The organism is Sandaracinus amylolyticus (genome assembly GCF_000737325.1).
In the GTDB taxonomy this organism is placed as follows: Bacteria; Myxococcota_A; Polyangia; order Polyangiales; family Sandaracinaceae; genus Sandaracinus; species Sandaracinus amylolyticus.
The window spans coordinates 734,925-761,539 of the sequence record NZ_CP011125.1 but is presented as its reverse complement, the minus strand read 5'-3'; the positions used below and the strand labels follow the sequence as shown (position 1 = coordinate 761,539).

At 71.4% G+C, this 26,615-nt stretch carries 22 protein-coding genes; 13 read left to right on the top strand and 9 right to left on the bottom strand.

Annotation, left to right across the window (positions count from 1 at the left end; all coding sequences use genetic code 11):
• Positions 1–17: 17 nt before the first annotated feature.
• Together ppdK and DB32_RS03045 are read left to right on the top strand one after the other, a co-directional pair.
• A complete protein-coding gene (gene ppdK / locus DB32_RS03050; protein WP_053230914.1) occupies positions 18–2,684 on the top strand; it encodes a pyruvate, phosphate dikinase in 2,667 nt (888 codons plus the stop codon).
• Positions 2,685–2,800: 116 nt separating this feature from the next.
• Entirely contained in the window at positions 2,801–3,448 is a 648-nt protein-coding gene (locus tag DB32_RS03045) for a hypothetical protein (RefSeq protein ID WP_053230913.1), read from the top strand.
• Positions 3,449–3,706: 258 nt separating this feature from the next.
• On the opposite strand, the gene DB32_RS03040 is transcribed toward DB32_RS03045, so the two are convergent.
• A complete protein-coding gene (locus DB32_RS03040; protein ID WP_053230912.1) occupies positions 3,707–4,597 on the bottom strand; it encodes a LysR family transcriptional regulator in 891 nt (296 codons plus the stop codon).
• Positions 4,598–4,658: 61 nt separating this feature from the next.
• Between DB32_RS03040 and DB32_RS03035 the strand changes: the two genes are divergently transcribed.
• Complete coding sequence (locus DB32_RS03035) at positions 4,659–5,606, top strand: NAD(P)-dependent alcohol dehydrogenase (RefSeq protein WP_053230911.1); 948 nt, start codon at positions 4,659–4,661, stop codon at positions 5,604–5,606.
• 32 nt (positions 5,607–5,638) lie between these two features.
• The gene (locus DB32_RS03030; RefSeq protein ID WP_053230910.1) at positions 5,639–6,259 is read left to right on the top strand and encodes a DUF3105 domain-containing protein; all 621 of its coding nucleotides are present in this window, start codon (positions 5,639–5,641) and stop codon (positions 6,257–6,259) included.
• 3 nt (positions 6,260–6,262) lie between these two features.
• On the opposite strand, the gene DB32_RS03025 is transcribed toward DB32_RS03030, so the two are convergent.
• Positions 6,263–7,432, bottom strand: coding sequence for a DUF1517 domain-containing protein (locus tag DB32_RS03025; protein ID WP_053230909.1), 1,170 nt, complete (start codon positions 7,430–7,432; stop codon positions 6,263–6,265).
• A gap of 254 nt (positions 7,433–7,686) precedes the next feature.
• Between DB32_RS03025 and DB32_RS03020 the strand changes: the two genes are divergently transcribed.
• Entirely contained in the window at positions 7,687–9,756 is a 2,070-nt protein-coding gene (locus DB32_RS03020) for a carotenoid oxygenase family protein (RefSeq protein ID WP_053230908.1), read from the top strand.
• A 14-nt stretch (positions 9,757–9,770) separates the two neighbouring features.
• Here DB32_RS03020 and DB32_RS03015 read toward each other — a convergent pair whose 3' ends face one another.
• From DB32_RS03015 to DB32_RS02995, 5 genes are all read right to left on the bottom strand, one after another.
• Positions 9,771–13,094, bottom strand: a complete 3,324-nt coding sequence (locus DB32_RS03015; RefSeq protein ID WP_083457108.1) for a serine/threonine-protein kinase — start codon at positions 13,092–13,094, stop codon at positions 9,771–9,773.
• Positions 13,091–14,584: a sigma-54-dependent Fis family transcriptional regulator gene (locus DB32_RS03010; protein WP_053230906.1), complete on the bottom strand. Its 1,494-nt coding sequence runs from the start codon at positions 14,582–14,584 to the stop codon at positions 13,091–13,093. Before DB32_RS03010 ends, DB32_RS03015 begins: the two co-directional genes overlap by 4 nt.
• A 54-nt stretch (positions 14,585–14,638) precedes the next feature.
• Positions 14,639–15,244, bottom strand: a complete 606-nt coding sequence (locus DB32_RS03005; RefSeq protein ID WP_157068660.1) for a helix-turn-helix transcriptional regulator — start codon at positions 15,242–15,244, stop codon at positions 14,639–14,641.
• Positions 15,245–15,500: 256 nt separating this feature from the next.
• Positions 15,501–16,490: an aldo/keto reductase gene (locus DB32_RS03000; RefSeq protein WP_053238660.1), complete on the bottom strand. Its 990-nt coding sequence runs from the start codon at positions 16,488–16,490 to the stop codon at positions 15,501–15,503.
• An 8-nt stretch (positions 16,491–16,498) separates the two neighbouring features.
• Complete coding sequence (locus tag DB32_RS02995; RefSeq protein ID WP_053238659.1) at positions 16,499–16,900, bottom strand: MerR family transcriptional regulator; 402 nt, start codon at positions 16,898–16,900, stop codon at positions 16,499–16,501.
• An 85-nt stretch (positions 16,901–16,985) separates the two neighbouring features.
• On the opposite strand from DB32_RS02995, the gene amrS reads away from it, so the two are divergent.
• From amrS to DB32_RS02975, 4 genes are read left to right on the top strand one after another with little or no spacing between them, the layout of a single operon-like run.
• Positions 16,986–18,071, top strand: coding sequence for an AmmeMemoRadiSam system radical SAM enzyme (gene amrS, locus DB32_RS02990; RefSeq protein WP_053230904.1), 1,086 nt, complete (start codon positions 16,986–16,988; stop codon positions 18,069–18,071).
• Between the two features lie 34 nt (positions 18,072–18,105).
• Positions 18,106–18,516 (top strand): archease, encoded by a 411-nt coding sequence (locus DB32_RS02985; RefSeq protein ID WP_053230903.1) that lies wholly within the window; start codon positions 18,106–18,108, stop codon positions 18,514–18,516.
• A gap of 17 nt (positions 18,517–18,533) precedes the next feature.
• Positions 18,534–19,994: an RtcB family protein gene (locus DB32_RS02980; protein WP_240481153.1), complete on the top strand. Its 1,461-nt coding sequence runs from the start codon at positions 18,534–18,536 to the stop codon at positions 19,992–19,994.
• A 4-nt stretch (positions 19,995–19,998) separates the two neighbouring features.
• Positions 19,999–20,469, top strand: a complete 471-nt coding sequence (locus DB32_RS02975; RefSeq protein WP_053230902.1) for a CBS domain-containing protein — start codon at positions 19,999–20,001, stop codon at positions 20,467–20,469.
• On the opposite strand, the gene DB32_RS02970 is transcribed toward DB32_RS02975, so the two are convergent.
• Positions 20,397–20,987: a hypothetical protein gene (locus DB32_RS02970; protein ID WP_053230901.1), complete on the bottom strand. Its 591-nt coding sequence runs from the start codon at positions 20,985–20,987 to the stop codon at positions 20,397–20,399. The genes DB32_RS02975 and DB32_RS02970 overlap by 73 nt on opposite strands.
• A gap of 68 nt (positions 20,988–21,055) precedes the next feature.
• Between DB32_RS02970 and DB32_RS02965 the strand changes: the two genes are divergently transcribed.
• The 4 genes from DB32_RS02965 to DB32_RS02950 all read left to right on the top strand — a co-directional run bounded on the left by DB32_RS02965 (position 21,056) and on the right by DB32_RS02950 (position 25,315).
• A complete protein-coding gene (locus DB32_RS02965; RefSeq protein ID WP_075097435.1) occupies positions 21,056–21,985 on the top strand; it encodes a ribose-phosphate diphosphokinase in 930 nt (309 codons plus the stop codon).
• A 117-nt stretch (positions 21,986–22,102) separates the two neighbouring features.
• Positions 22,103–22,549, top strand: coding sequence for a hypothetical protein (locus DB32_RS02960; protein ID WP_053230899.1), 447 nt, complete (start codon positions 22,103–22,105; stop codon positions 22,547–22,549).
• A gap of 34 nt (positions 22,550–22,583) precedes the next feature.
• Positions 22,584–23,900 carry a sensor histidine kinase gene (locus DB32_RS02955; protein WP_053230898.1) on the top strand — a complete coding sequence of 439 codons (1,317 nt, stop codon included), beginning with the start codon at positions 22,584–22,586 and terminating at the stop codon, positions 23,898–23,900.
• A gap of 35 nt (positions 23,901–23,935) precedes the next feature.
• A complete protein-coding gene (locus tag DB32_RS02950; protein WP_053230897.1) occupies positions 23,936–25,315 on the top strand; it encodes a sigma-54-dependent transcriptional regulator in 1,380 nt (459 codons plus the stop codon).
• 4 nt (positions 25,316–25,319) lie between these two features.
• On the opposite strand, the gene DB32_RS02945 is transcribed toward DB32_RS02950, so the two are convergent.
• Positions 25,320–26,525, bottom strand: a complete 1,206-nt coding sequence (locus DB32_RS02945) for an oxidoreductase (RefSeq protein ID WP_169791315.1) — start codon at positions 26,523–26,525, stop codon at positions 25,320–25,322.
• Positions 26,526–26,615: the final 90 nt, after the last annotated feature.

Here is a 26,615-nt window from a genome sequence, read left to right as displayed (position 1 = left end):
TAATCTATCGCCCCGTCATGACCCGTCTCGTCTATCGCTTCGGTGTGAGCGCGACCGATGGCCGCGCGCAGATGAAGGACCTCCTCGGCGGCAAGGGCGCGAACCTCGCGGAGATGGCGGCCGCGGGGCTTCCAGTCCCGCCCGGGTTCACGATCAGCACCGCGGTGTGCAAGGACGTGAGCGAGCACCACGGCGAGCTCCCGAAGCAGCTGTGGCCGGAGATCGACGCCGCGCTCGCCGAGGTCGAGGCGAAGATGGAGCTCAAGTTCGGCGACTCGACGCGCCCGCTGCTCGTCTCTGTGCGCTCGGGCGCCGCGGTCTCGATGCCGGGCATGATGGACACGGTGCTCAACCTCGGCATGAACGACGCCGTCGCCGAGGGCCTCGCCAAGCGCACCAACAACCCGCGCTTCGCGTGGGACGCGTACCGGCGCTTCATCCAGATGTTCGCCGACGTCGTCATGGACGCGAAGCGCAGCGCGTTCGAGGACGCGATGGACGCGCTCAAGCACGAGCGCGGCGCGAAGACCGATCAGGAGCTCACCGCGGACGATCTCCACGAGCTCGTGAACCGCTTCAAGAAGGTCTATCGCGATCAGCTCGGTCAGGACTTCCCGAGCGAGCCGCGGGTGCAGCTCGAGCGCGCGATCCTCGCGGTGTTCCGCTCGTGGATGAGCGAGCGCGCGGTGAAGTACCGCGAGGTGCAGCAGATCCGCGGTCTGCTCGGGACCGCGGTCAACGTGCAGGCGATGGTCTTCGGCAACATGGGCCAGACCAGCGGCACGGGCGTGTGCTTCACGCGCAACCCCGCGACCGGCGCGAAGGAGCTCTACGGCGAGTACCTCATCGACGCGCAGGGCGAGGACGTCGTCGCGGGCACGCGCACGCCGCTCCCGATCTCGACGCTGCGCGACAAGATGCCGGAGATCCACGGACAGCTCGTCGAGATGGCGCAGCGCCTCGAGCGCCACTTCAAGAACGTCCAGGACATCGAGTTCACGGTGCAGGAGAGCAAGCTCTTCCTGCTCCAGACGCGCCACGGAAAGCGCACCGGCGCGGCCGCGGTGAAGGTCGCCGTCGATCTCGTCGCCGAGGGCCTCGTCACGAAGGAAGAGGCGATCGCGAACCTCGTCGAGCCGACGCACGTCGACCAGCTGCTGCACCCGCACTTCGCGGACGAGAACGGCTACCGCAAGGCGGGCAAGGTGCTCGCGAAGGGCCTCAACGCATCGCCCGGCGCGGCGGTCGGTCGCATCGTCTTCGACGCGGACGTCGCGGAGGAATGGAAGTCTCGCGGCGAGAAGGTGATCCTCGCGCGCATCGAGACGAGCCCCGAGGACGTCGCCGGCATGCACGCCGCGGAAGGCGTGCTCACGACGCGCGGCGGCATGACGAGCCACGCGGCGGTCGTCGCGCGCGGCTGGGGCAAGCCGTGCGTCGCGGGCGTCGGCGAGCTGCAGATCGACTATCGCGCGAAGACGCTGAAGAGCGGCGATCGCGTCGTGAAGGAAGGCGACTGGATCAGCCTCAACGGCACGACCGGCGAGGTGATCGAGGGCAAGGCCGCGCTCGCCGACGCGCTGGTGAGCGGTGAGCTCGCGACGTTCATGGCGTGGGTCGACGAGGTCCGCACGCTCAAGGTCCGCACGAACGCCGACACGCCGAAGGACGCGAAGGTCGCGCGCGACTTCGGCGCGGAGGGCATCGGGCTCGTGCGCACCGAGCACATGTTCTTCGAGGAGAGCCGCATCCAGGCGATGCGCGAGATGATCCTCGCGGACACCGTCGACGCGCGGAAGAAGGCGCTCGCGAAGCTGCTGCCGCATCAGCGCGAGGACTTCGTCGGGATCTTCCGCGTGATGGAGGGCCTGCCGGTCACGATCCGTCTGCTCGATCCGCCGCTCCACGAGTTCCTGCCGCACGAGCGCGTGCAGCAGGACGAGCTCGCGAGGGTGATGGGCGTCAACGTCGAGCGGCTGCGCTCGCGCGTCGCGTCGCTCGGCGAGGCGAACCCGATGCTCGGTCACCGCGGATGTCGTCTCGGCATCACGCACCCCGAGATCACCGAGATGCAGGCGCGCGCGATCCTCGAGGCCGCGTGCTCGGTGACCAAGGAGGGCAAGAAGGTCCTCCCGGAGATCATGGTGCCGCTCGTCGGGCACAAGACCGAGCTCGCGAACCAGAAGGCGATCGTGCTGCGCGTCGCGGAGGACGTCTTCCGCGAGCAGGGCATGCGCGTCGAGTTCAAGGTCGGCACGATGATCGAGGTGCCGCGCGCGGCGCTGCGCGCCGCTGAGATCGCGGAGGACGCCGAGTTCTTCAGCTTCGGCACGAACGATCTCACGCAGATGACGCTCGGCTTCTCGCGCGACGACATCGCGAGCTTCCTGCCGAAGTACCTCGCGCAGGGCGTGCTGCAGGACGATCCGTTCCAGACGCTCGACGTCGAGGGCGTGGGGCAGCTCGTGAAGCTCGCGACGGAGAACGGGCGCAAGCAGCGGCCGGGCATGAAGATCGGCATCTGCGGCGAGCACGGCGGTGACCCGCGCTCGATCGCGTTCTGCGCCGACGTCGGGCTCGACTACGTGAGCTGCTCGCCCTTCCGCGTGCCGGTCGCGCGCCTCGCGGCGGCGCAGTCGGCGCTGAAGAAGAAGGGCGTGAAGGGCAAGGTCGGCGAGGCCTGATCGATCCGAGCTCGTGGCGCGCTCGAACGAACGATCGCGCCGCGGGCTCGTGGCGCGGAAGGCACGTCTCCGTCGCGCGACTGGGTGCATCGCGCGGCGCGACCACGCTGTCGTTCATGCGTGCACTCTGCTCGATCGGGCTCGCGCTCGTCCTCGTGGCGCCGTGCGCCGCGCGCGCTCAGGACACCCCCGAAGCCGAGCGAGGCGTGGCGACACCGCGCGACGTCGCGATCGAGCAGGCGACGCTCGAGGCGAGCATGCCGGTCGAGCCGGCGGTCGATCCGACGCTGCGCGACGTGCATCTCGCGCTGCAGATCGGCACCGCGGCGTCGTTCGCGCTCACCGCGGCGCTGGGCGTGATCACCGCGTACAACCAGGAGACGGTCTTCAGCGACGGCCAGTGCAACGACGCCCAGGGCGATCCGGTCTTCGGGTTCGAGTACGGCTGCGAGCACCTCAGCACGCTGCACGGGATCGCAGGTGTGACGACGACGACGCTCTACACGGCGGCGATCGTCACCGGCGCGATGATGCCCGAGCAGGACGACGCGCCGCAGTGGCTCTACGACGCGCTCACCGCGGTGCACGTGGCGGGCATGCTGCTGCTCCCGCTCGCGGGGCTGATCTCCGCGTACCCCGGAGTGCTCGGGATCGACGAGGGCTCGCAGCAGGACTTCTCGCGCGTGATGCGGACCGTGCACGCCGGGTTCGCGGTGACGACGGCGGTGGCGTACGGCGCGACGCTGGTGTTCGACTGGACCTGAGACGCGGGGTCCTCGGACCGACCGTGGTTGAGTTTTTCGCGCGTCTTCGGCCGGAATTCGCGAATCTCGCCGTGTGGCGGGGTCGCGCCTCGAGCCGACCGTGGTTGAGCCCCGAGCGACACCGCGCCTGACGCCCGCCAGGCGGCCGCCAGGCGCCCGCCACCCTCGAACCGACCGTGGTTGAGGTTTTCCCCGCATTTTTCGCCCCCCGCGCCCCCCGACCCTCCGGCACACCCCTCGCACCCCGCAGCCGCGACCTCACCCCCCACGCACGCGCCGCCGCGTCAGATGCGCGAGCAGCGACCGCACGTGCGGCTGCGTCGACGCTGCGCGCGTCGTCAGCGCCGTGATCGGCGCGCTCGGCAACGACCACTCGGGCAACACGCTCACCAGCGCCCCACACGCAAGCGCGTCGTCGACCAAGAAGTCCGACACCACCGTCACCCCCAGCCCCGCGACCGCCGCCGCGACGAGCGCCTCTCCGTCGTTCGTCGTGAACGTCGGACGCACCACGATCGCGCGCCGCTGCCGCCCTCGCGCGAACGGCCACGTCGTGTTCGGGCCCACCGTGCTCATCGCGAGCAGCGCGTGCTGATCGAGCTCGTCCGGCGCGCGCGGCGTCCCCCGCGCCGCGAGATACGAAGGCGCGGCCACGAGCACGTGCTCGTAGCTCCCGAGCCGCCGCGCCACGAGGCTCGAGTCCGGCAGCGACCCGAGCCGCACCGCCACGTCCACGCGCTCCGCCGCGAGATCCACCAAGCGCGGCTCGAGGATCAGCTCGAGCCTCACGCTCCGATGCGCGCGGCTCCACGCGAGGATCGGCGCCACCAAGCGCCGTCGTCCCAGCGCCGGCGGCACGCTCACCCGCAGCGTACCGCCGAGCCTCCCTCCGAGCGCCGACGTCGTCGCCTCGAGCGCGCGCGCGTCGCGCAGCAACTGCCGCGCGCCCTCGACGAACCGCGCGCCCGCCTCGGTCAGGCGCAGCGTGCGCGAGCTGCGATCGAGCAGCGTCACCCCGAGCCGCCCCTCCACACGCGCCACCGCGCGGCTCAGCGCCGGCTGCGTGATGCCCCGCCTCCGCGCCGCCGCCGAGATGCTCCCCGCGTCGACGATCGCGATCAACACCTCCGCGTCCCGCAGCGTCTCCATGCCCTGCATGCATAGCATCCATGCCTCCCGCGACATGCCGGGTCGGGCACGCTCTCGCTCGATGCGCGCCGCCGTCCACCATCGCTTCGGGCCCCCCGACGTGCTCTCGATCCAAGACCTCCCGCCGCCGCGACCGCGCGCCCGTGAGGTCCTCGTGCGCGTCGAGGCCGCCGCGCTGAACCCCAAGGACGTGCTGATCCGAAAGGGTCGCTATCGCGTGCTGAGCGGGGCTCACTTCCCGATGGGCTCGGGCTTCGACGTCGCGGGTGTGATCGAAGCCGTCGGGCCTCGCGTTCACGACCGCAGCGTCGGTGAGCGCGTCTTCGGCATGCTCGACGGCTTCCGCGGGCGCACCTGCGCCGAGCTCGTGACCCTCCGCGCCGACCAGTGCGCGCCCGCTCCCGAGGGCCTCTCGTTCGTCGAGGCCGCAGCGCTCCCGCTCGCCGCGTCCACCGCGCTGCAAGCGCTGCGTGACGTCGCGCAGATCCGCCGCGGTGATCGCGTGCTCCTCCACGGCGCATCGGGCGGCGTCGGCGTGCACGCGATCCAGATCGCGAAGGCGCTCGGCGCGCACGTGACCACCACCTCGGGCGCGCACAACCTCGAGCGCTGCGCGTCGCTCGGCGCCGACGTGACGCTCACCTACGACGATCCCGGCGAGCCCTTCACGCAGGGCACGCGCTACGACGCGATCGTCGACGTCTACGGGAACCGCAGCTTCGCGTGGGCGCGCCGTGGCCTCACCCCGCGCGGCACGTACGTCTCGACGGTGCCCTCGCGCACGCTCTTCCTCGACGTCGCGCGCACCGCGCTCGCATCGCCGAAGGCGCGGCTCGTCATCGTGCGCTCGCGCGCCCGCGACCTCGACACGATCGCGTCGATGGCGCGCGCCGACGCGCTGCGCCCGGTGATCGATCGCGTGCTCCCGCTCGAGTCGATCGCCGACGGGCACGCGCACCTCGAGACCCGCCACGCGCGCGGCAAAGTCGTCCTCACGATCCGCCGCTGACACGCCGGCGTGCGACGTGTCAGCCTCGCGGCGTGTCGCGCCTCGCCGTCCTCACCTCGCTCGCTGCTCTCCTGGCCCTCGCGTGCGCGCCCGAAGAGGGCACGCCCGTGCGCGTCGACGAGGAGACGATCCACCCCGGCGCGCCGCCGCTCGCGCCCTTCACCGAGTGCAGCGTCACGACCGCGCGCGAGCCCGCGACGTCGGCCGCGCACGAGACCGCGTGCACGGAGATCGACTACCCGTTCCATCCGCCGGCATCGGGTCGCCACTACTCGCAGTGGGCCGACTTCGGCACCTACGACGCGCCGGTTCCGTGGGGCTTCCTCGTGCACTCGATGGAGCACGGCGCGATCGTGCTCGCGTATCGCTGCGAGCCCGACGAGTGCGACGCCCTCGTCGCGACGCTGCAGGAGATCGCGGACTCGCGCGTCGATCCGCTCTGCCGCGCCGGCGACACGCCGTCGCGCTTCGTGATCGTCCCCGATCCCACGCTCGACGTCGCGCTCGCTGCGGTCGCGTGGGAGCACGTGTACCTCGCGACGTGCCTCGATCGAGAGTCGCTCGAGGCGTTCGTCGACGCGCACTACGCCCAGGCGCCCGAGGACCTCTGCGCGTCCGGCGTCGATCGGTCGGCGAGCGGCTGGTGCGGGTGATGGTCAAGTCGACTTGACCATCGCGTCGTTGGGCGCGCCGCAGTGAGGACAGCGCGCGATCTCGATCGCGTACGGTCCGCCGCAGTGCCCGCAGAAGACGCGCCCGCCGATCCCGCCGATGCGCACGACGTCGGGATGGATCGACTCGAGCTCCGCGGTGCTCATGCGATCGTCCTCGGCCGCCGGGGTCCACACCACCTCGAACGCGACGAGCTCGCTCGCGCCGATGCGCTCGAGCGACTCGAGCAGCCGCTCGACGTCGGCCGCGTCGTGCGGCCGGACATCGTGGATCTCGCGGCGCGCGGCGACGATCAGCGTGATCAGCACGACGCCCTGCCCTTCGTGCTCCTTCGCGCGGAGCGCGCCGGGCTCGGCGGTGCGCACCGTCGCGCCCTCCGCGCGCACCACCTCCGTCGTGAACTTCGCGCGCGCGCTCTGCGCGAGGCGCATGAACACGCCCTGTGCTTGAGGCGGCGACATCGGTCGGAAGCTCATCTCGCCCGCGTAGAGCCACGCGAGCTCCGCGCTGCGCAGGAGCCTCACCGTCGCGTGGAGCAGCTCGGCGCGGCCCTCCTTCGTCGCGGTGCGACCGCTCGTCGCCATCCGCGCGAGCTCGCTCTGCACGAAGCGTCGCGCGCGCCAGTCGATCACGAGGCGCAGCTGCGTGAGATCGACGCCGTTCCAGAGCGGCGATTGCGCGCGCGGGATCGGCCCCGATCCCGCGAACGTCGTCTCGTCGTCGCGCAGCGCGCGGGTGTGGCGACGCGACTGCACGAGCACCCAGAGGATCAGCCCGCCGACGAGCAACGGCGCGAAGCACAAGAAGCAGCTGCGCGACGAGATGCTGGTGCGACGACCTCCGCTCGATCGCGGCACGTCGTCCGAGCGCGGCTCGAACGTCTCTCGCTCGCGCTCACGACGCTCGCGCTCTTCGCGCTCGCGACGCTCGCGCTCGCGCTCCATCCACTCGAGCGTCCCTGGCCCACCGCCGCTGGGCGCGCGTCCGCGTTCGTACGAGCCGCCTTCGTACGAGCCGCCACCGTACGAGCCGCCGCCGTGCGAGCCGTGATCGCCCCAGTCGCCGCCGCCGAAGCTGCCGCCCGTCTCCTGCGCGCTCGCGATCGTCGCGACGAGCAGGAGCGCGATCACGATGACGAGTGATCGCGCGCGCATCTCAGCGGTGGGCCCCGCGCGCGATGCCGTCGGCGTCGTTCATCGGCGCGGGAGAGTACCAACGATCACCGCGGCATCGGGCTCGACTCGGAGCGCTCAGCCGCGCGCTCGAGCGCTGGACGGCCGAGCCAATTCCGTCGTGAGCGCGAGTGAGAGGTGCGCGGAGGTACGCGACGAGCTCCTCACCCAGAAGGGTGATTCTATTCACAGGGAGAAGAATCGGATAGTGATGCCGTATTCGAGAGGAGCCTGCCATGACGTACTGGTTCCCGAAGACGGCGTTGATCTCGAGCCGCGTGCCCGTCGCGAACGAAGCGCTCGAGGTGTTCGAAGGCCAGCTGCCGAGCGATCTCGAAGGCCACGTGTTCGCGAATGCCGCCGTGGGCGACATGGAGCACGAGAGCCCGAGTCAGCGCTCGGACAACACTCCATTCCTCAACGGCGACGGATTCGTGTTCCGCGTCAGTTTCCCCGGCGCGAAGGGCGGTGACGTGACGCTCTCGTCGCGTCCCATCGAGACTCCCTGCCACATCGCGGATCGGATCCTAGCGAACGACGAATCGCGCAAGGATTGGCGATTCGCGAATTACGGAATCGCGCGCATCTCGATCAGCTATCTCGGCGGGCGCAATTTCGCGAACACTGCGTTGCTCGCGATTCCGCCGAAGAACGCCGGTGATCCCCATCGGCTCCTCGCGACGTACGACGCGGGGCGCCCTTTCGAGATCGATCCGGTGACGCTCCGCACCGTGCGCCCGATCGGCACCAACGCCGATTGGAAGGGCACGTTGATGGTCGATCATCCGTTCCCGTTCACGAATTCGAGCGCGCATCCCGCGTACGACCCGATCACGCGCGAGCTCTTCACCGTCAACTTCGTCCGAGACGCGGAGACGCTGCTGCGGCGACTGCTGCAGTGGCTTCCGAGCTTCGGGCCCTTCGATCTGCCGGTGGGCAATCCGCTCGAGATGCTCGCGCTGCTCGACGGGCTCGAGATGGAAGGGCTGGGCCGGTTCGGTCCGGTCGATCTCGGGCGCCGCGTCGAGCTCGTGAGGCGCGCGATCGATCTGCTCCACAGCATGATCGTCGCCGATCGGCCGAAGCGCGCGACGTACGTGATGCGCGTGGACGACGCCGGGAAGGTCGACAAATGGAAGCTCGTCGACGAGGACGGCAATCCGATCGAGATCCTCCACTCGTCGCATCAAGTGGGCCTCACGAAGGACTACATCCTCGTGGTCGACACGGGGTTCAAGTTCGAAGTCGATCAGCTCTGGTCGCGGCTCGCGGGCGGTGACGCGGACCTCGAGCGTGCGCTCCGCGGCTGGCTCTCGAAGCCGCAGCCGCGGCCGACTCCCGTGTACATCGTGAAGCGCGCGGATCTGCGCGCGGGCGTGGACGAGGTGCGCGTCGTCTCGGGCTCGCTCGACGGCGAGATCGTCCACTTCTTCACGAACTACGAGCTCCACGACGGTCGCATCGTCATGCACGTCGCGGATCAGCGCTCGAGCGATGCGGCGGAGTTCGTGACCGACAGCGATCTGCAGCAGGTCGACCCGACGCGGAAGATCCCGCGCGAGGCGATCGGTGGCCTCTCGGCGCCGATGGATCTCAACGACTTCGCGTGCCTGCAGCTCGATCCGAAGACGGGGATCGTCCGGCGCAAGACTGCGGAGCACAACTTCGATCACACGTTCGGCATCGGCCTGATCACTGCGCCCGACTTCCCGATGTGGCGCGACGGCAAGCCGGTCACGCGCGGCACGGGCGAGCCCAACGGACCGAGGCCGCAGAGAGAGATCGATGCGTGCGTGTTCTTCTACGCGCACGGGTTCATCCCGAGCCTGCTCTCGCAGCTCGTCTTCGATCTCTACTCGAAGCGTCCGAGCCCGATCGTCACGCCGAAGAAGATGCTCGAGCTCGCGAAGAGCGGCGGCACCGCGGCGACGGTCTGCCGATTCGACACCGTGCGGAATCGAGTCGTCGACTTCTGCAAGATGCCTCCGGGCGCGGTGATCATCTCTCCGCAATTCGTGCCCGGCACCGAGGGTCGCGATTTCCTGATCTGCAACGTGTTCACCGACACGAGCAAGGAGATCTGGATCTTCGACGCGATGAGCCTGCGAAAGCCGCTCTGCAAGCTCCGGCGGAAGGGCCACGAGATGCTGCCCTGGCCGTACACGCTGCACACGTGTTGGATGCCGGAGATCCGCGAACTCCCGGTGGTGCAGTTCGACAACGAAGACGACTTCCGCCACGTGCGCCAGGATCGCGAGGTCTACGCGTTCCTGCGCGACGAGGTGTTCCCGCACCTCTATCGATGACGCGACTGGCGCTCTCAGGAGCGCCAGAGTCGAATGGCACGCTCGGGGTCCGCCCACCCGCGCTCGGCGAGCGACTCCAACGCTCGCGGGCGCGGGACGTCGGTCACCCTGCGCGACCACGACGCGTCGCCGACGAGCCCACACCGCGCGCGCCACTCCTCGACTCGATCCGGCGCGACGTGCTCCGCGGCGACCACCGCGACGTCGGCGAGCACACCGACGTAGTGCTGGATGCCGTGCATGCCGTAGCGGCCCATCGTCGCCCACGCGTCGTCGAGCCGCGCGAGCGCCGCGTTCGCGCCGCCCTCGTAGACATCGCAGCGCGCGAGATGCACCGCGTGCATCAGGTGCAGGAGCTGGAAACCCGTGACGCGGAAGGCCGCGATTCCCGCGTCCGCCTCGGCGCGCGCCTCGTCGGGCGCACCACGCCACAGCCGCACCCACGGCGCGATCCGCACGCCGAGGTGCGCGCGCAGATATCGATCATCGCGCGACTCGGCATCACGCATCGCCGCGTCGAGGAGCGCGCTCGCCTCCGCGATGTCGCCGCGCGCGCAGAGCGCCTCGAGCTGCACGATCACCGCGGTGTCCGCTTGCCACTGGAGGCCACGGATCGACGCGAGCTCGCTGCGAGCGCGCTCCGACGCGGCGAGCGCGTCGTCTAGCCGCGCCTCCATCCACGCCGCGCCGGCCTCGGCGACGGCGAAGACCGCGCGCGCCTCGGCGGTGCCCACGCGCTCGGTCAGCGTGCGCGCGGTCGCCGTCAGGGTCGCGGTGCGCGCGAGATCGACCATCGTCCCCGCGGTCTGCACGAGGTGGATCGTCACCGCGCGCAGGAGCCGGAACGGCTCGCCGGCGGCGCGCGCGAGATCGACGTGGAAGGTCTGTGCGACGCCGGTCGCGAGCGGGTCCGACATCGAGAGCCCGAGCGTGGCGGCGTGGAGCGCGTCGATGCGCGCGAGATCGTCGCCGCTCGCGGTGATCGGCGCGCTCTCGTCCGGCGCGACGATGTAGTGGTTCGCGGCATGCGAGTACCACGACTGCACGCGCGCGATCGCAGCGGGCGGTGAGGTCGGGAGATCGAGCTCGATGCGCTCGAGCACGCGCCGCAGCACCGCGATTCCTTCTTCGTGATGGCCGCTGAAGAGGAGCTGCTCGGCCGCGAGGCGCTCCGCGAGCACGCTCTCTTCGAGCGAGCGCGCGTGCTCCGCGGCGAGGCGATACCACTTCGCCGCCTCGGCGCCGCGACCGACCTGCGCGAGCGCGTCGCCGAGCCGCATGCGCACGTGCGCCCGCACCTGCTCGTCGGCGACGGCCGAGTCGTGCGCGAGCTGCAGCCGCATCGCTTCGAGGTGCGGCAAGCCGCGCTCGTGCGCGAGGTCCGCGGCCGCCAGATCGCGCGACAGCGCGAGCGCGAGATCGCCCGCCGATCGCGAGTGATCCGCGGCGCGGCCGATGTCTCCCGGCGTGTGCGTCGCGATCGCGTCTGCGAGCGCGCGGTGGGTCGCGCGACGATCCTCGTCGTCGAGCGATGCCTGCACCGCCTCGGCCCAGCGGCGGTGATAGAGCTCGACCAGATCGTCGCCGCGCACGAGGCGCGACGTGAGCAGTCGTCGCGCGCGCAGGCGCGTGAGCGCGGGCAGATAGTCGCGATCACGACCGCCGCTCGCCGCGACGGCCACGCTCGAGCGCAGCGGTGCGTCGGCGAGCGCGAGCACCGTGACGAGGCGCTTCGCGAATGCGTCGGGATCCCACTCGGCGATGACGTCGTGCAGCGGATCGGCGTGCGCCTCGAGCGCGCCGCCGCGCAGCGCGTAGGACGCGAGCGCTTCGACGAGGAAGGGATTGCCCCCGGCGAGGGTCGCGATGCGCTCGGCGCGATCGCCGAGCTCGGGCGCGAGCTGCGCCACGAGGCGGGCGCTCTCGGACCGATCGAGCGGACCGAGCTCCAGCGACAGGCGCGGCGCGAGCCCGGCGAGGTCGGCGCTGCGCGACGCGATCAGCACCGCGATCGGCGTGGTGCCCCGCGACAGGAGCTCGAGCACCTCGACGCTCGTCTCGTCGGCCCACTGCAGATCGTCGACGACGAGGAGCGCGGGGCGATCGCCAGCGAGCGCGACGATCCAGCGCGTCAGCGCGCTCGCGAGCGCGCGTCGCGAAGCGTCCTCGGTCATCGTGATCGCGCCCGAGGCCTCGATGCCGTGGGGCTCCGCGAGCGACGGGAACGCGCGCGCGAGCGCGGTCGCTTCCTGCGCGTCGAGCGCGGGCACGTCACGGTCGCGCAGCCCTTCGCCGAGCGCCGACGCGATCTCGTCGAGGCCGCGGAGCGGGGATCGATCCGCGGGATAACACCGACCGCGCAGCACGCGCGCGTGCGCGCCGAGCTCGCGCACGAACGCGCTCAGCACCGAGCTCTTGCCGATGCCGCCCGGGCCGATCAGCGCGGCGACTCCCGGTGCCGGCGTCTCCAGCCACGCGCGCAGCGCGGCGAGCGGGCCTTCGCGGCCGATCGGTGCGTTCGCGATCGGTGCGCTCGACGCACGGGCGCGCGACGGTGCGGCATCGAGCGCGGCGAGCACTGCATCGGCGCCGGGGCGCGCATCGGGATCGCTCGAGAGGAGCGCGACGCAGAGCGACGCGAGCGCGTCGTCGTCGGTGTCGCGCAGACGCGCGCGCAGCGCGTCCGGCGACGCGCGGCGCTTCGCGAGCAGCACGCTGCCCATGTCGCCGTCGAACGGGAGCGCCCCGGTGAGCGCCTCGAAGAGCATCACGCCCAGCGCGTACCAGTCGACCGCAGGCGCGGTGCTCGACTCGAACCACTGCTCCGGCGCCATGTAGTGCGGAGAGCCCAGTCCCGCTGCGCCGCTCTCGGGCGCACCGTAGTGCGAGACACAGCCGTAGTCGGTCAACATCGCGCGTCCGTCGCGCGCGATCAGCACGTTCGAGGGTTTGAGATCGCAGTGTGTCAGTCCGGCGTCGTGCAGAGTTCGGAGGCCATTCGCGATCTGGCGGAACACCGCGCGTCGGTCCTGCGCACTGCGCTCGGCGAGCGTGCCTCCTTCGACGTACTCCATCGTGAAGAAGACCTGCGCGCCCTCGCCGTGGAGTTCGTAGAGCTGCACGAGGTGCGGATCGCTGACGTGCACGAGCGCGCGGAATTCGCGCTTGAACGCCGGTAGATCTTCGGGGTCCGGCGCAGCGAGGCACTTGATGGCGACCGGCAGCGCGTGCTGATCGTCGATCGCATGGAACACCGCGCCGTGGGTGCCCGCGCCGACGAGCGTCGGAGATCGGAATCGTGGCGGCAGCGAGGCCGCGAGATCGTCGATCGACATCATCGCTCCCGGCGGATGTCGTGAGTCCGGATCAGCGTGTAGAGGTGCGAGCGCGCGATGTCGAGACGGCGCGCGGCCTCGGACACGTTCCAATCGACGCTCGTGAGCACGTCGCGGATGTAGCGCGCCTGGAATGCGCGAGTCGCTTCACCGAGTGTCTCGGCGACGGCGGAGTCGCGCGACGAGGGGAACACGTCCGACGCGTGCACCGACTGGCGCCCACTGCCCGCGGCGCGGATGACGCCGGCCTCGATCGCGTGCGCGAGCTGCCGCACGTTGCCGGGCCAGTCGTGGGCCTCGCACGCGCTGAGCGCGTCGCGCGTCATGGCGATGCGCCCGAGGCCGTGTCGCTCCGCGGCGCGCTCGCAGAAATGGCTCGCGAGCGGCGCGATGTCGTCGCTGCGTGCGGAGAGCGCAGGGACGTCGACCGGCATGACGGAGAGTCGATAGAAGAGGTCCTCGCGGAACCGACGCTCTTCGACGGCGTGCGCGAGATCGGAGTTCGTCGCGGCGATCACGCGGATGTCGGCGCGACGCGGCGCGGGCGCGCCGAGCGGCTGGTACGTGCGCGCTTGGAGGAGCGTGAGGAGCTTCGCTTGGCTCGCGAGCGAGAGCTCCGCGATCTCGTCGAGGAAGAGCGTGCCTCCTTCGGCGGCGGCGACGCGACCTTCGGTGTCGTGGAACGCGGTGGAGTGCGCGCCTCGTCGTGCGCCGAAGAGCTCGCTCTCGAAGAGCGCTTCGGGCACGGCCGCGCAGTTGACCTCGATGAACGGGCCCGCGGCGCGGCGGCTGTTCGCGATGATCGCGCGCGCGAGCTGCGACTTTCCGGTGCCCGAAGGGCCCGTGATCAGGAGATCGATGTCGAGCGGTGCGACCAGCCCGACGTGGCGGAACACGTTCGCGAGCGCAGCGCTTCGGCCGACGATGTCGTCGAGGCGGAGGCGCTCGCGATAGGGGCGCGTGGGATCGCTGGTGACGACCGCGGCGCGCTCCGCGAGCACGCTGCGCGCGGCGGGCGCGAGCAAGCGCGCGACGAGCGCGGCGTATTGCTCGACATCGGGCGGGAAGGGGCGACCGCCGCGCGTCTCTTGGACGTAGACGACGCCGAGCGAGCCGATCGGCGCGCAGAGGACCGCGCCGATCTGACTGCGCTTCACGCTCGGGCGATCGCTGAAGCGCCCATCGGCGATCGCGGAGAGCGTCTGGATGGTCTCGCCCTGCGAGAGCGCGGCGGCGATGATGCCCTGTGAGACCGAGCGGCGGACGTCGCTGGTCGCCTGGGTGTCGATCCCGCGCGACGTCTCGAACTCGGGCGCGTCGATCGCGCTCGACGAGAGCGCGAGGTAGCCGAGCTGTGCGCCGGTCAGCTCGAGGAAGAGCTCGAGCGCTTGGTCGAGGAAGAGGCGTGGATCGCGCTCGCCGCCGAGCTCGAGGACGCGCAGGAAGACGTCGCGTTCGCGTCGGACGGTCTCGTCGTCGGATCGAGCGCCCATCTGCCTCCAGCGAGGCAGTGTATCCAGGGCAGGACGCGAACTGAACGTGAAATCTCAGGCCGCGAGGTGACCGAGCGCGCGCGAGAGCTCGAGGCGGCTGCCGACTTCGAGCGCGCGGTACACGGCCTTGAGGTGGTGCCGAACGGTGTTCTGCGAGATGCCGAGGTGACGCGCGATCTCTTCGACGGTCGCGCCGGCGGCGGCGCACTCGGCGACCTCGCGCTGGCGTTGGCTGAGGCTGCCGCCGCGCGCGTGGACGAGCACGACGAGGAAGCGGCGGCTCGGGCCCGAGAGGTTGCGGAGCATCGCGCGTCGACCGTCGAGCCAGATGGCGTCGACGCCTGCGGCGTACGCGTTGGCGAGGCGGCGCTGGGCTTCTGGATCGAGGGTCGGCAGCGAGCCGTACTCCGGGGAGCCCGTGGGATCACACACGAAGAACTCGGTCGCCGGCAGCAGCATGACGGGGCGCGGCAGCAGATCCTGCGCCAACGCGGATCTGCGACGGAGCGAGAACGAGGTGTTCGGTGGGCTGGACGGGAGCGGCCCGGAGTGTCCGGTGGGGAGGACAGCGGGCCGACCGTGGTTGAGGTTTTGGTCGTGTACGGGGCTCCCGACCGAGGTCGAGAACCGACCGTGGTTGAGGTTCTCGACCGTCTTCACGGGCCACCAATCGAAGTCGGAACCCGACCGTGGTTGAGCTTTCTAGCCCACTTCACGGACGCCCAACCACGGTCGAAAACCGACCGTGGTTGAGGTTCTCGACCCACTACACGGACCCCTAACCGCGGTCGAAACTCGACCGTGGTTGAGGTTCTCGACCCACTTCACGGACGCCCAACCACGGTCGAAAACCGACCGTGGTTGAGCTCCCCGCCCGAAACCACTCACGATTCCCCGCGACCCAGCTCCACCCGTCTCAGTCCGGCAACATCGCCATCGCCGCCGCCGGATACCGCTCCCCGGCCGCCACCCCCTTCGGCGCGATGCGCTCGATCTCCGCGAGCTCCTCGCGCGTCAGCGTCACGTCCAGCGCGCCGAGGTTCTCGTCGAGGTACTTCCGCCGCTTCGTCCCCGGGATCGGCACGACGTCCTCGCCCTGCGCGAGCACCCACGCCAGCGCGAGCTGCGCCGCCGTGCACCCCTTCTTTGCCGCGAGCGCCTGCACGTGCGCGACGAGCTCGAGGTTCTTCGCGAACGCCTCGCCCTGGAACCGCGGCGAGTGACGCCGGTAGTCGTCCGCCGCGAGATCCTCGAACCGCTTGATCTGCCCGGTGAGGAACCCACGACCGAGCGGCGAGTACGCGACGAACCCCACGCCCAGCTCGCGACACGCCGCGAGCGTTCCGTCCTCCGGCTCGCGCGTCCAGAGCGAGTACTCGCTCTGCAGCGCCGCGATCGGATGCACCGCGCACGCAGCGCGCAGCGTCTTCGGCCCGACCTCCGACAGCCCGAGGTGCCGCACCTTCCCCGCGCGCACCAGCTCCGCCATCGCACCGACCGTCTCCTCGATCGGCACCCGCGGGTCCTTCCGATGCAGGTAGTAGAGATCGATCGTCTCGATCCCGAGCCGCTTCAGGCTCGCGTCGCACGCCTTCTTCACGTACGCGGGCGAGCCGTCGATCCCACGCACGCTCGCATCGTTCGGCTCGCGCACGATGCCGAACTTCGTCGCGAGCACCACACGGTCCCGGTGCTTCTGCACGAACGGCCCGAGCAGCTTCTCGTTCTCGCCGGTCCCGTACATGTCGGCCGTGTCGAAGAACGTCACGCCGCGCGCGAGCGCGTGCTCGAGCGTCGCGCGCGACTCCGCGTCGTCGCGTCCTGCGTAGAAGTCGCTCATCCCCATGCAGCCGAGGCCCAGGGCGGACACCGAGAGACCGGAGCGCCCGAGCGTGCGCGTCTTCATCGTCGTCGTCATCGCGTCTTCGTTCCCTTCTTCTTCGTGATGGCAGGCGCCTCGCCGTACATCGCGATCTTCTTGCGGATGATCGCGAGGTGACCCTCGAGCTCGTCGAGCCGCGCCTGCACGCGCGCTTCGTGCTGCTCGAGCAGCGCGCGTCGCGCGGCGCGCGTCTCGTCGCCGCGCCGCACCAGCGCGGCGTAGCGGAGCATGTCGCGGATGGGCATCCCGGTGGCCTGCAGCTTCCGGAGGAACTCGATCATCCGGAGCTCGCGCGCGCCGCAGCGTCGGTGTCCGCTCGATGCGCGCGGCACGCGCCCGAGCAGCCCGATGCGCTCGTAGTAGCGCAGCGTGTGAGGCGACAGACCGGTGCGCGCTGCGGCGTCGCGGATCGTGAGCGCGAGCTCGTCGTCCATCATCCGATGCATGCAACTTCGAGCGCGCTCGAAGTCAAGCGCGGGGCTGGCGCTCGAGGCCACGAGCCCCAGATCGCCGAGTCCGATGCGCGCGCGGATCGAGCCCGGAGTCGTGGCGGGCGGATGGTGGGAGAAGCTCGAGGACGGGCGCGTGCGCTGCGATCGCTGTCCGCGGCGCTGCACGCTGCACGCGGGACAGCGCGGCTTCTGCTTCGTGCGCCAGGAGCGCGACGGCGCGATCGTGCTCACGAGCTACGGGCAGGGCTCCGGGCTCTGCGTCGATCCCATCGAGAAGAAGCCGCTCTCGCACTTCCATCCCGGCACCTCGGTGCTCTCGTTCGGCACGATCGGCTGCAACCTCGGATGCAAGTTCTGTCAGAACTGGGACATCTCGAAGACGCGCGAGATGGCACGCGCGCACGAGCACGCGACGCCCGAGCAGATCGCGACGCTCGCGCGCGAGCTCGGCTGCCGCAGCGTCGCGTTCACGTACAACGATCCCGTCACGTGGGCGGAGTACGCGATCGACAGCGCGCATGCGGCGCGCGAGCTCGGCCTCGCGACGGTCGCGGTGACCGCGGGCTACGTCGATCCGAAGGCGCGCGAGCAGTTCTTCCGCGCGATGGACGCCGCGAACGTCGATCTCAAGGCGTTCACCGAGGACTTCTACAAGCGCGTGTGCGCCGCGCGCCGCGCACCGGTGCTCGAGACGATCGAGTGGCTGCACCGCGAGACGAGCGTGTGGCTCGAGCTCACGACGCTGCTCATCCCGGGGCACAACGACTCCGATGCCGAGATCGAGCAGCTCGCGTCGTGGGTGCTCGATCGGCTCGGGCCCGACGTGCCGCTGCACTTCACCGCGTTCCATCCGGACTTCCGCATGGAGGACGTGCCGCCCACGCCGCCCGAGACGCTGCGCCGAGCGCGAGCGCGCGCGAGGTCGCTCGGGCTGCACCACGTGTACACCGGGAACGTGCGCGACGAAGAGGGCGCGGCGACGCTCTGCGCGTCGTGCGGCGCGCGGGTGATCGCGCGCGAGGGGTACCGCGTGCGCGAGTACGCGCTCGATGCGCGCGGCGCATGCACGTCGTGCGGCGCGGTGCTCGCCGGGCGCTTCGACTCGACGCCGCGCGAGGTCGTGCAGCGACGTCGCGTGTCGCTCGTGACGTGATTGCGCGCGAGCAGGGCGCGGCTAGCTCGCACCGGTGGGCGCCACGCATTCGTTCGAGGAGCACGTCGGCGAGGTGCGCGTCCGCATCGACGCGAGCACGATCGACGAGCTCTTCGCGGAGGCGGGACGCGCGTTCGCAGCGCTCGCGTGCGGCGAGCTGCCGCGCGTCGGCGATCACGCCGAGCGCATCGCGGTGCGCGCGCGCGATCGCGACGCGCTCTTGGTCGCGCTGCTCGACGAGCTCGTCTACCGCGCCGAGGTCGAGGGGCGTGTGTACCCGACGCTCGAGGCGCGGCTGCGCTCCGATCGCGAGCTCGAAGCGACGCTCCACGCCGCGCCTCCCGACGTGCGCCCGCGCCTGCACGTGAAGGCCGCGACGCTGCACGACCTCGCGATCATCGAGGCGCCTTGCGGCGTGTCCGCGACGGTCGTGCTCGACGTGTGAGCCCACGGAGATCTCCGATGCAGATGCAGACGCACCACGTGGACATGCACGCACCGCTCGAGCGCATCGACGAGGTGACGTGGGAGCTGCCCTCCTGTTATCGGCGCGACATGCGAGTGCCGGTCCGCATCTTCGCGGACGAGGCACTGATCGAGTCGGCGCTGCACGACCGATGTCTCGAGCAGCTCGTGAACGTCGCGACGCTCCACGGCGTGGTGCGCCACGTGCTCGCGATGCCCGACGTGCACGAAGGCTATGGGTTCCCGGTGGGCGGGGTCGCAGCGACGGCGCTGCCCGACGGAGTGATCTCGCCCGGCGGCATCGGCTTCGACGTGAACTGCGGCGTGCGCCTCCTGGTCTCGACGCTGCGCGCGACCGACGTCGCGCACGCGCTCCCCGCGGTCATGCACGAGATCTCGCGCTCGATCCCGACGGGCTACGGCCACGGAGGTCGCACCGCGCTCGACGACGCGGAGATGGATCGCGTGCTCGCGGGCGGCGCGCAGTACCTAGTTCGCGAGCGACACGCCGGGATCGCCGATGACCTCGATCACATCGAGTCGGGCGGGATGCTCCCCGGCGCCGAGCCCGCGCTGGTCTCGGAGCGCGCGCGCACGCGTGGTCGCGACCAGCTCGGCACGCTCGGTGGCGGCAACCACTTCCTCGAGGTGCAGCGCGTCGCGCACGTGCACGACGAAGCGCTCGCCACGCGGCTCGGCATCGCGGAGGGCCAGGTGACCGTGCTGATCCACACCGGATCGCGCGGCCTCGGTCACCAGGTGTGCACCGACTTCGTGCGCCGCATGGACGAGCGCTCCGATGCGCTCGGGATCGTGCTCCCCGATCGCCAGCTCGCGTGCGCGCCGCTCTCGTCGCCCGAAGGGCGCGACTACCTCGCGGCGATGGCGGCCGCCGCGAATTTCGCGTTCGCGAACCGTCAGACGATCACTCATGCGGTGCGCGCGATCTTCGCGCGCATGCTGCACACGCTCGGCGATCCGACGCTGCGCCTCGTCTACGACGTCGCGCACAACGTCGCGAAGATCGAGCGCTACCCCGAGGGCGAGCTGTGCGTGCACCGCAAGGGCGCGACGCGCGCGCTCGGCCCTTCGAGCGACGATCTCGCGCCTGCGCTGCGCGGCATCGGTCAGCCGGTGCTGATCCCCGGCAGCATGGGCACCGCGTCGTTGGTGATGGTCGGTCGCGACGCGTCGGCCGGGCTCTCGTTCTCGAGCGCGTGCCACGGCGCCGGTCGCGTGATGAGCCGCGGCGCGGCGCGGCGCGCGATCCAGGGTCACGTGCTGCGCCACCAGCTCGAAGCGCGCGGCATCGTCGTGAAGTGCCCGTCGAGCCCGGAGCTCGCGGAGGAAGCGCCGCTCGCCTACAAGGACGTCGATCGCGTGGTCGACGTCGTCGAGCGCGCCGGCATCGCGACGAAGGTCGCGCGTCTCGAGCCGATCGGCGTGCTGAAAGGATGATCCGATGACGACGATGGGTGAGCTCTGCAATCGCACGGTGTCGATCGTCGAGCCGCGCGAGCGGGTGATCGATGCGGCGCGGCGCATGCGCGATCACCACGTCGGGTGTCTCGTCGTGGTCGAGGATCGCGACGGCGCGCGCGTGCCGGTCGGCCTGGTGACCGATCGTGATCTCGTCGTCGGCGCGCTCGCGACGCGGCCGGGCTCGATCGAGCAGCTCGAGGTGCGCGACGTGATGAGCGCGCACCTGGTGATCGCGCGCGAGGAGGAGCCGCTGCTCGACGCGCTCTCGCGCATGCGCGCCCACGGCGTGCGACGCGTCCCGGTCGTCGATCGTGTCGGCGTGCTGCAGGGGATCTTCGCGGTCGACGACATCCTCGAGCACGTGACCGAGCACCTCGATCAGCTCGTGCGGCTGCTCGGACGAGAGCGCGACCACGAGCGCGACGCGACCTCGCCTCGTGCGCCGAGCTGATCGAGCGCGCGCCCGATCACGTACGTCGCGATCACGATCATCACCGCGACGAACGCGAGGAAGGGCACGAGGTGCGGGAACGCGGCCTCGAACCCGGGCCACACCCGGAACACGAGGTTGACGTTGTAGAGCGCGGCGCCGGGGACGAGCCGGGTGACGCACGCGAGCGCGAGCAGGGCGAGCGATGCGCGCCACCACGCGCGCGGATCCCATCCGATCGTGCGCACCGCGAGCAGCGCGAGCCCGAGCGTGCCCGCGTGGACGAGCAGCGGTGTGGGCTCCGGCGCGCGGCCGAGCGCGATCAGGTTCCCGAGCCACATCGTCGTGCCGAGCGTGGTCCAGATCGCGGCGACGCTGGTGAGCGACACGCTCCCGAGCGCGATCCCGAGCGTGAGCAGCAGGGGCGCGAGGTGACACGCCCAGAGCAGCTCGTAGGCCGAGCCCTGGTAGACGAGCCACATCACGAGCACGTGCGCGGCCCACACCGCGAACGCGCCGCTCGCGAGCACCGCGCGCATCCATCGCGACCAACGAGGTCCAGGCTCCACGCCCTCCGATCTGCGCACCGCGTGCCTAGCTGCGATCGGTGGAGCCCTGTGTCGTGATCGGGTCCGCTCACCGCGCGCTCGGCGAGCAGGTCGCGCGCGAGGTCGGCGTCGCGCCCGCGCGCTGCACGATCGCGCGCTTCCCCGATGGCGAGATCCACGTCGAGCTCGGCGAGCACGTGGCCGGGCGCGACGTGTTCGTCGTGCAGCCGACGATCGCGCCGGTGGGCGAGACGCTGCTCGAGCTGCTGCTGGTCGCCGATGCCGCGCGTCGAGCGGGCGCAGCGCGCGTGATCGCGCTCGTCTCGTACTTCGGCTACGCACGCGCTGATCGCCGGACCCGCGCGGGGCAGCCGCTCGCAGCGCGCGTCGCGGCCGCGCTCTTCGAGCGCACGCTCTTCGATCGTGTGGTCGCGATCGACCTGCACTCCGCGCCGATCGAGGGCTTCTTCTCGATCCCGCTGGAGCACCTCGACGCGGTGCCGCGGCTCGCGAGCGTGCTCGAGGAGGTGCTCCCCGAGCGGGCGGTGATCGTCTCGCCCGATCTCGGCGCGTCGAAGCGCGCCGACGCGCTCGCCGCGCGCTGGAGGTTGCCGGTCGCGATCGTGCACAAGACGCGCGTGTCGGGCAGCGACGTGATCGCGCGCGAGGTGACGGGTGACGTGTCCGGCCGACGTCCCGTGATCGTCGACGACATGATCTCGACCGGCGGCACGCTCGTCACCGCGACCGAGGCGCTGCTCGCGCACGGCGCGCTCGACCGGCCGGTGATCGCGGCGACCCACGCGCTCTGCGTCGGCGATTCGATCGCGAAGCTCGCAGCGATCGGCGTGGAGCGGCTCGTCGCGACCGACAGCGTCCCGCCGCCGAGCGCGCCGTTCGACGTGCGCGTCGTGAGCGTGGCTCCGCTGCTCGCCGACGCGGTGCGACACATCGCGTCCTCGCGCGACGCCGCGCTCCCGCGGAGCTGAGCTCGCGCGTGTTGGAAACCCGGTCACGGTGCCGGAAACTCGGCACGTTTTTCCCGCGCACGGGCGCGTTCTCCACGATCGCGGCGCGGCACGGATCTCGCGACGACGCTCGTCGCCATGCAGCGCGCACACACCGACGCCGTTCCGGTGGCTCGCTATCTCGCCCTCGCGCCGGGCGCATCGCTCGAGGCGCTCGCGCTCGCGGTCACGCGCTTCGCATCGCTCGTCGAGCGCGCCCTCGCCGATCTCGATCTCACGAGCGAGGCGGTCGCGCTGCTCGCGCGGCTCGACGCGGACGGACCGTCGCGGCTCGGCGCGCACCACGCCGAAGCGCGCGTCGTCGACGATCTGGTCGAGCACGGGCTCGCCGCGCTGCGACGCACCGAGACCGGGCGCCTCGAGCTCGAGATCACGCGACAGGGCGGACGCGCGCTGGCGCGCGCGCGGGATCGCCTCCGGACGCTCGAGCGTGCGCTCGACGAGATCGCCGACCCGCGCGAGCTCGCCGCGATCGCGCTCCGACTGCGCACCTTCACCGACGCGACCGACGACCCGCGCCCCTGACGCGCTCCGCTTTCTCCTTCACGCTGCACACACGATGGGATTCCTTCATCCGCGACGCCGTTCGTTCCCGGGCTGGGGAATCGACGATCCCGAGCACCGGCTCGTCCGCGCGAAGATGCGCGCGGTGCGGAAGCACCAGGGCTTCGGAAAGGTCGCGACGCTCGTCGCGTTCCACGTGCTGCTCGCTGCGCTGCTCTGCGCGGCCGGCTATCCGTTTCCGCGCATCCTCGCGATCGGCTGCGTCGGGCTCTGCGCGTGGTTGCTCGAGCGCCGGCTCGAGGACTGCTTGAGCCCCGGGTTCCACAGCCTGAAGGTCCTGCCTCCGGTCGTCATCGTCGCGATCACGGGCGGCGTGCGCAGCCCGATGTTCCCGGCGTTCGTGTTCGGGTGCGCGCCGTTCCTGATGCTCGTCGCGTACGGCGAGCGGCGTGGTCGATGGATGTGGGCGGGCGCGGCGGTGATCGCGGTCATGACGTTCTTGCCCGAGGAAGTGCGCGGGCCCGCGCTCCCCGCGCCTTACGACATGCTGCTCACCGGCGGCACGATGGTCGTCGCGCTCTCGGTCGTCGGCACGCTCGTCGAGCGCATGGAGATCGCCGATCGCTTCGTCGACTCCGAGATGCAGAAGCTGCGCGGCGATCTGCTCCACGAAGCGCTCGAGCGATCGCGCACGTTCGAGGCCGTCGCCGCGAAGGTCGGCCACGAGCTGAAGACGCCGATCGCCGCGATCCGCGTGCTCGCCGACATCGAGCACCGGCACGCGAAGGACGACGCGTCGCGCGAGCGCCTCGCGACGGTGATCGGCGAAGCGCGCCGCATGCAGGAGATCGTCAACGACTACCTCGTGCTCGCGAAGCCGGTCGAGGCGCTCGAGATCGCGCCCTACGATCTCTCGACCGTGATCGGCGAGGTCGCGAGCTCGTTCCGCGAGACCGCCGAGCGCGCCGGCGTCGAGGTGCGCGCCAGCGCCGACTCCGGCACGACGATGCGCGGCGATCGCCGCCGCATCCGCGAGGCGCTGACCAACCTCGTCTCGAACGCGGTGCAGGCCAGCGAGCGCGGCGGCGTGGTCTCGATCGATCTCGGCTGCGACGACGATCACGCGAGCGTCGAGGTGCGCGACGAAGGACGAGGCATCCCCGCGCACCTGCTGCCGCGCGTGGGCACGGCGTTCTTCACGACGCGCGAGGGCGGCACGGGCCTCGGCGTGGTGCTCGCGCGCACGGTCGTGATGCAGCACGGCGGTCGGCTCTCGATCGACAGCCAGGAGGGCCTCGGCACGACGGTGCACGTCGTCCTGCCGCGCCACGCAGTGAGCAACGGCGCGAGCTCGATCGAGGGGAACGTTTGACTGGGCACGCCACGCTCCCCAGAGTCCGCCATCGCATGGGACGAGTCCTCGTCGTCGACGACGAAGCCGCGATGCGCTTCGCGCTCGCCGAGCTCCTTCGCGAGCACGGTCACGAAGCAGTGCTCGCGCCGGGCGGTCACGAGGCGCTCGCCTCGCTCGATCGCGTCGACACGGTGATCGTCGACTACGCGATGCCCGAGATGGACGGCCTCGAGCTGCTCGAGCGCATCCGCCAGCGCGACGCGTCGATCCCGGTGGTGATGGTCACCGCGCACGGCTCGGAGCGCCTCGCGGTGCACGCGATCCAACGCGGCGCGTACGACTACCTGCACAAGCCGTTCGAGCCCGACGAGCTCGCTCGCGTGATCGATCGCGCGGTCGAAGCGTCGCTGCTGCGTCGCGAGGAGCGGCGCGGGCGCATCGAGCGCAGCGTGGGCAAGCGCGTGATCGCGGAGAGCGCGTCGATGCGGCGCCTGCTCGCCGACGTCGAGCGGATCGCGCGGCGCGACATCACGGTGCTCGTCACCGGCGAGAGCGGCACCGGCAAGGAAGTGATCGCGTCGTTGCTCCACGCGCAGAGCCCGCGCGCGAACGGATCGCTGGTGCGCTTCAACTGCGCGGCGCTGCCGGGCGAGCTCGCGGAGGCGGAGCTCTTCGGGCACGCGAAGGGCGCGTTCACCGGCGCGAGCGCGCAGCGCTCGGGGTTCTTCGCGCGCGCCGACGGCGGGACGCTCGTCCTCGACGAGGTCGGCGAGCTGCCCCTCGCGATCCAGGCGAAGCTCCTGCGCGCGCTGCAGAACGGCGAGATCCAGCCGGTCGGCGCGGGACGCACCGATCGCGTCGACGCGCGCGTGGTCGCGTGCACCAACCGCGATCTCGAAGCGGACGCGAGCAGCGGGCGCTTCCGCTCGGATCTCTACTTCCGGCTCGCGGTCGTGGTGCTGCGCGTACCTCCGCTGCGCGAGCGTCGCGAGGACATCCCCGCGCTCGCGCGCGAGCTCTGCGCGCGCTACGGCGAGCGCTTCGGGATCGGCGACGTGCGGCTCTCGGAGCGCCTCGTCGCGGAGCTCGCGCGCCGTGACTGGCCGGGCAACGTGCGCGAGCTCGAGAACGCGATCGCGCGCCTCGTCGGCTTGAGCGACGGCGGCGAGATCGACCTCGATCGCCTCGAGGACGCGCGCCCCGCGCCCGAGCCGCGCGAGAGCGAGACCGAGGGCGCGGGTCTCTCCCTGCGCGAGCAGGTGCAGGCGTTCGAGCGCGGCCTGATCGTGCGCGCGCTCGAAGAAGCGCACGGCAACCAGGTGCGCGCCGCCCAGGCGCTGCGCACGAGCCGCGCGACGCTGATCGACAAGATGCGCAAGTACGGCCTCCGTCGTCCGAGCGATCGCGACGACGAGGACGACGACGACACCTGACGCGCTACTCGCCGAAGAGCGCGCGGCGCGCGCCGAGCACCGCGTCGGTCGCGACGTAGTCGAGCGCGGCGTGGATCGGCGAGATGTCGTGTCGAGGCTGCGTGCCGCGCGCGAGCGCGCCGAGGCGCCACGCGAAGTAGCCGGTCTCGCCCGCCGCCGCGAGATCACCGGGGGCCTTCGGGCGCTCGTGGAGCGCGGCGCGATCGGCCTCGCCGCGCAGGAGGCGCCGGGGCAGATCGGGCTCGACGCAGAGCGGGCGCGCCATGCCCGCGAGATCGATCGCGCCGCGCGCGATCGCGGCGTCGATCGCGGCGCGTGATCGCCATCCGCCGGTCGCCATCACCGCAGCGCCGGTCACGCGCTTCGCCGCCTGCGCGACGTCGGCGAAGTAGCCTTCGCGCGGTGTGTCGTCGCCGTCGCCGAGCCCGAGCATCCTGGCGCGCTCGACGTCGCCGCCGGAGATCTCGAGCAGGTCGATGCCCGCGCGCTCGAGCAGCGCGATCACCGCGAGGGCGTCCGCGTGCGTGAGATGGCCGCGCTCGGGGTCGGGCGCATCGAGCTTCACCGCGATCGTGAAGCGCGCCCCGCACGCCGCGCGCGTGCGCTCGACCAGCTCGATCAGCAGCCGCGCGCGACCCTCGATGGTGCCGCCCCACGCGTCCTCGCGGCGGTTGATGCGCGCCGAGAGGAACTGGCTCAGCAGGAACCCATGCGCGGCGTGGAGCTGCACGCCGTCGAAGCCCGCGTCGCGCGCCATCTCCGCGCCCGTGACGAACGCGTCGCGGATCGCCGCGATCTCCTCCTCCCGCAGCGCGCGCGGGCGCGCGAACGCACCGAGCATCGCGACCGCAGGGCCCGCGCTCGGCGCGACGGGATCGTTGGCGACGAAGCGGCTCGTCTGGCGCCCCGGATGGCAGAGCTGCACGAGCGCCGCGTTGCCCGCGCGCTTCGCCGCCGCCGCGAGACGCGCGAGCGCGGCGCGATCGGTGCGCGCGTCGAGCACGACGTTGCCCATGCGCTCGCGGTGGCGGCGGCTGATCGTCGTGTTGCCGGTGACGATCAGCGCGGCACCCCCGCGCGACCAGGTGTCGTACAGGTGCTCGAGCTCGGGCGTGGGATCGCCGCGCCGCGCGAGCCCCTCGCTGGTCGCGGCCTTCGCCAGGCGATGCGCGAGCACGAGCCCGGAGCGCAGCGTGATCGGATCGTTCATCGAGCCCATCCGACCAGGATGCCCGCTCGGGGCGCCGCCGACTTGAACGATGCGGCGGGGGCTCGACGCCGCGCGCCGACGACCGCAGCC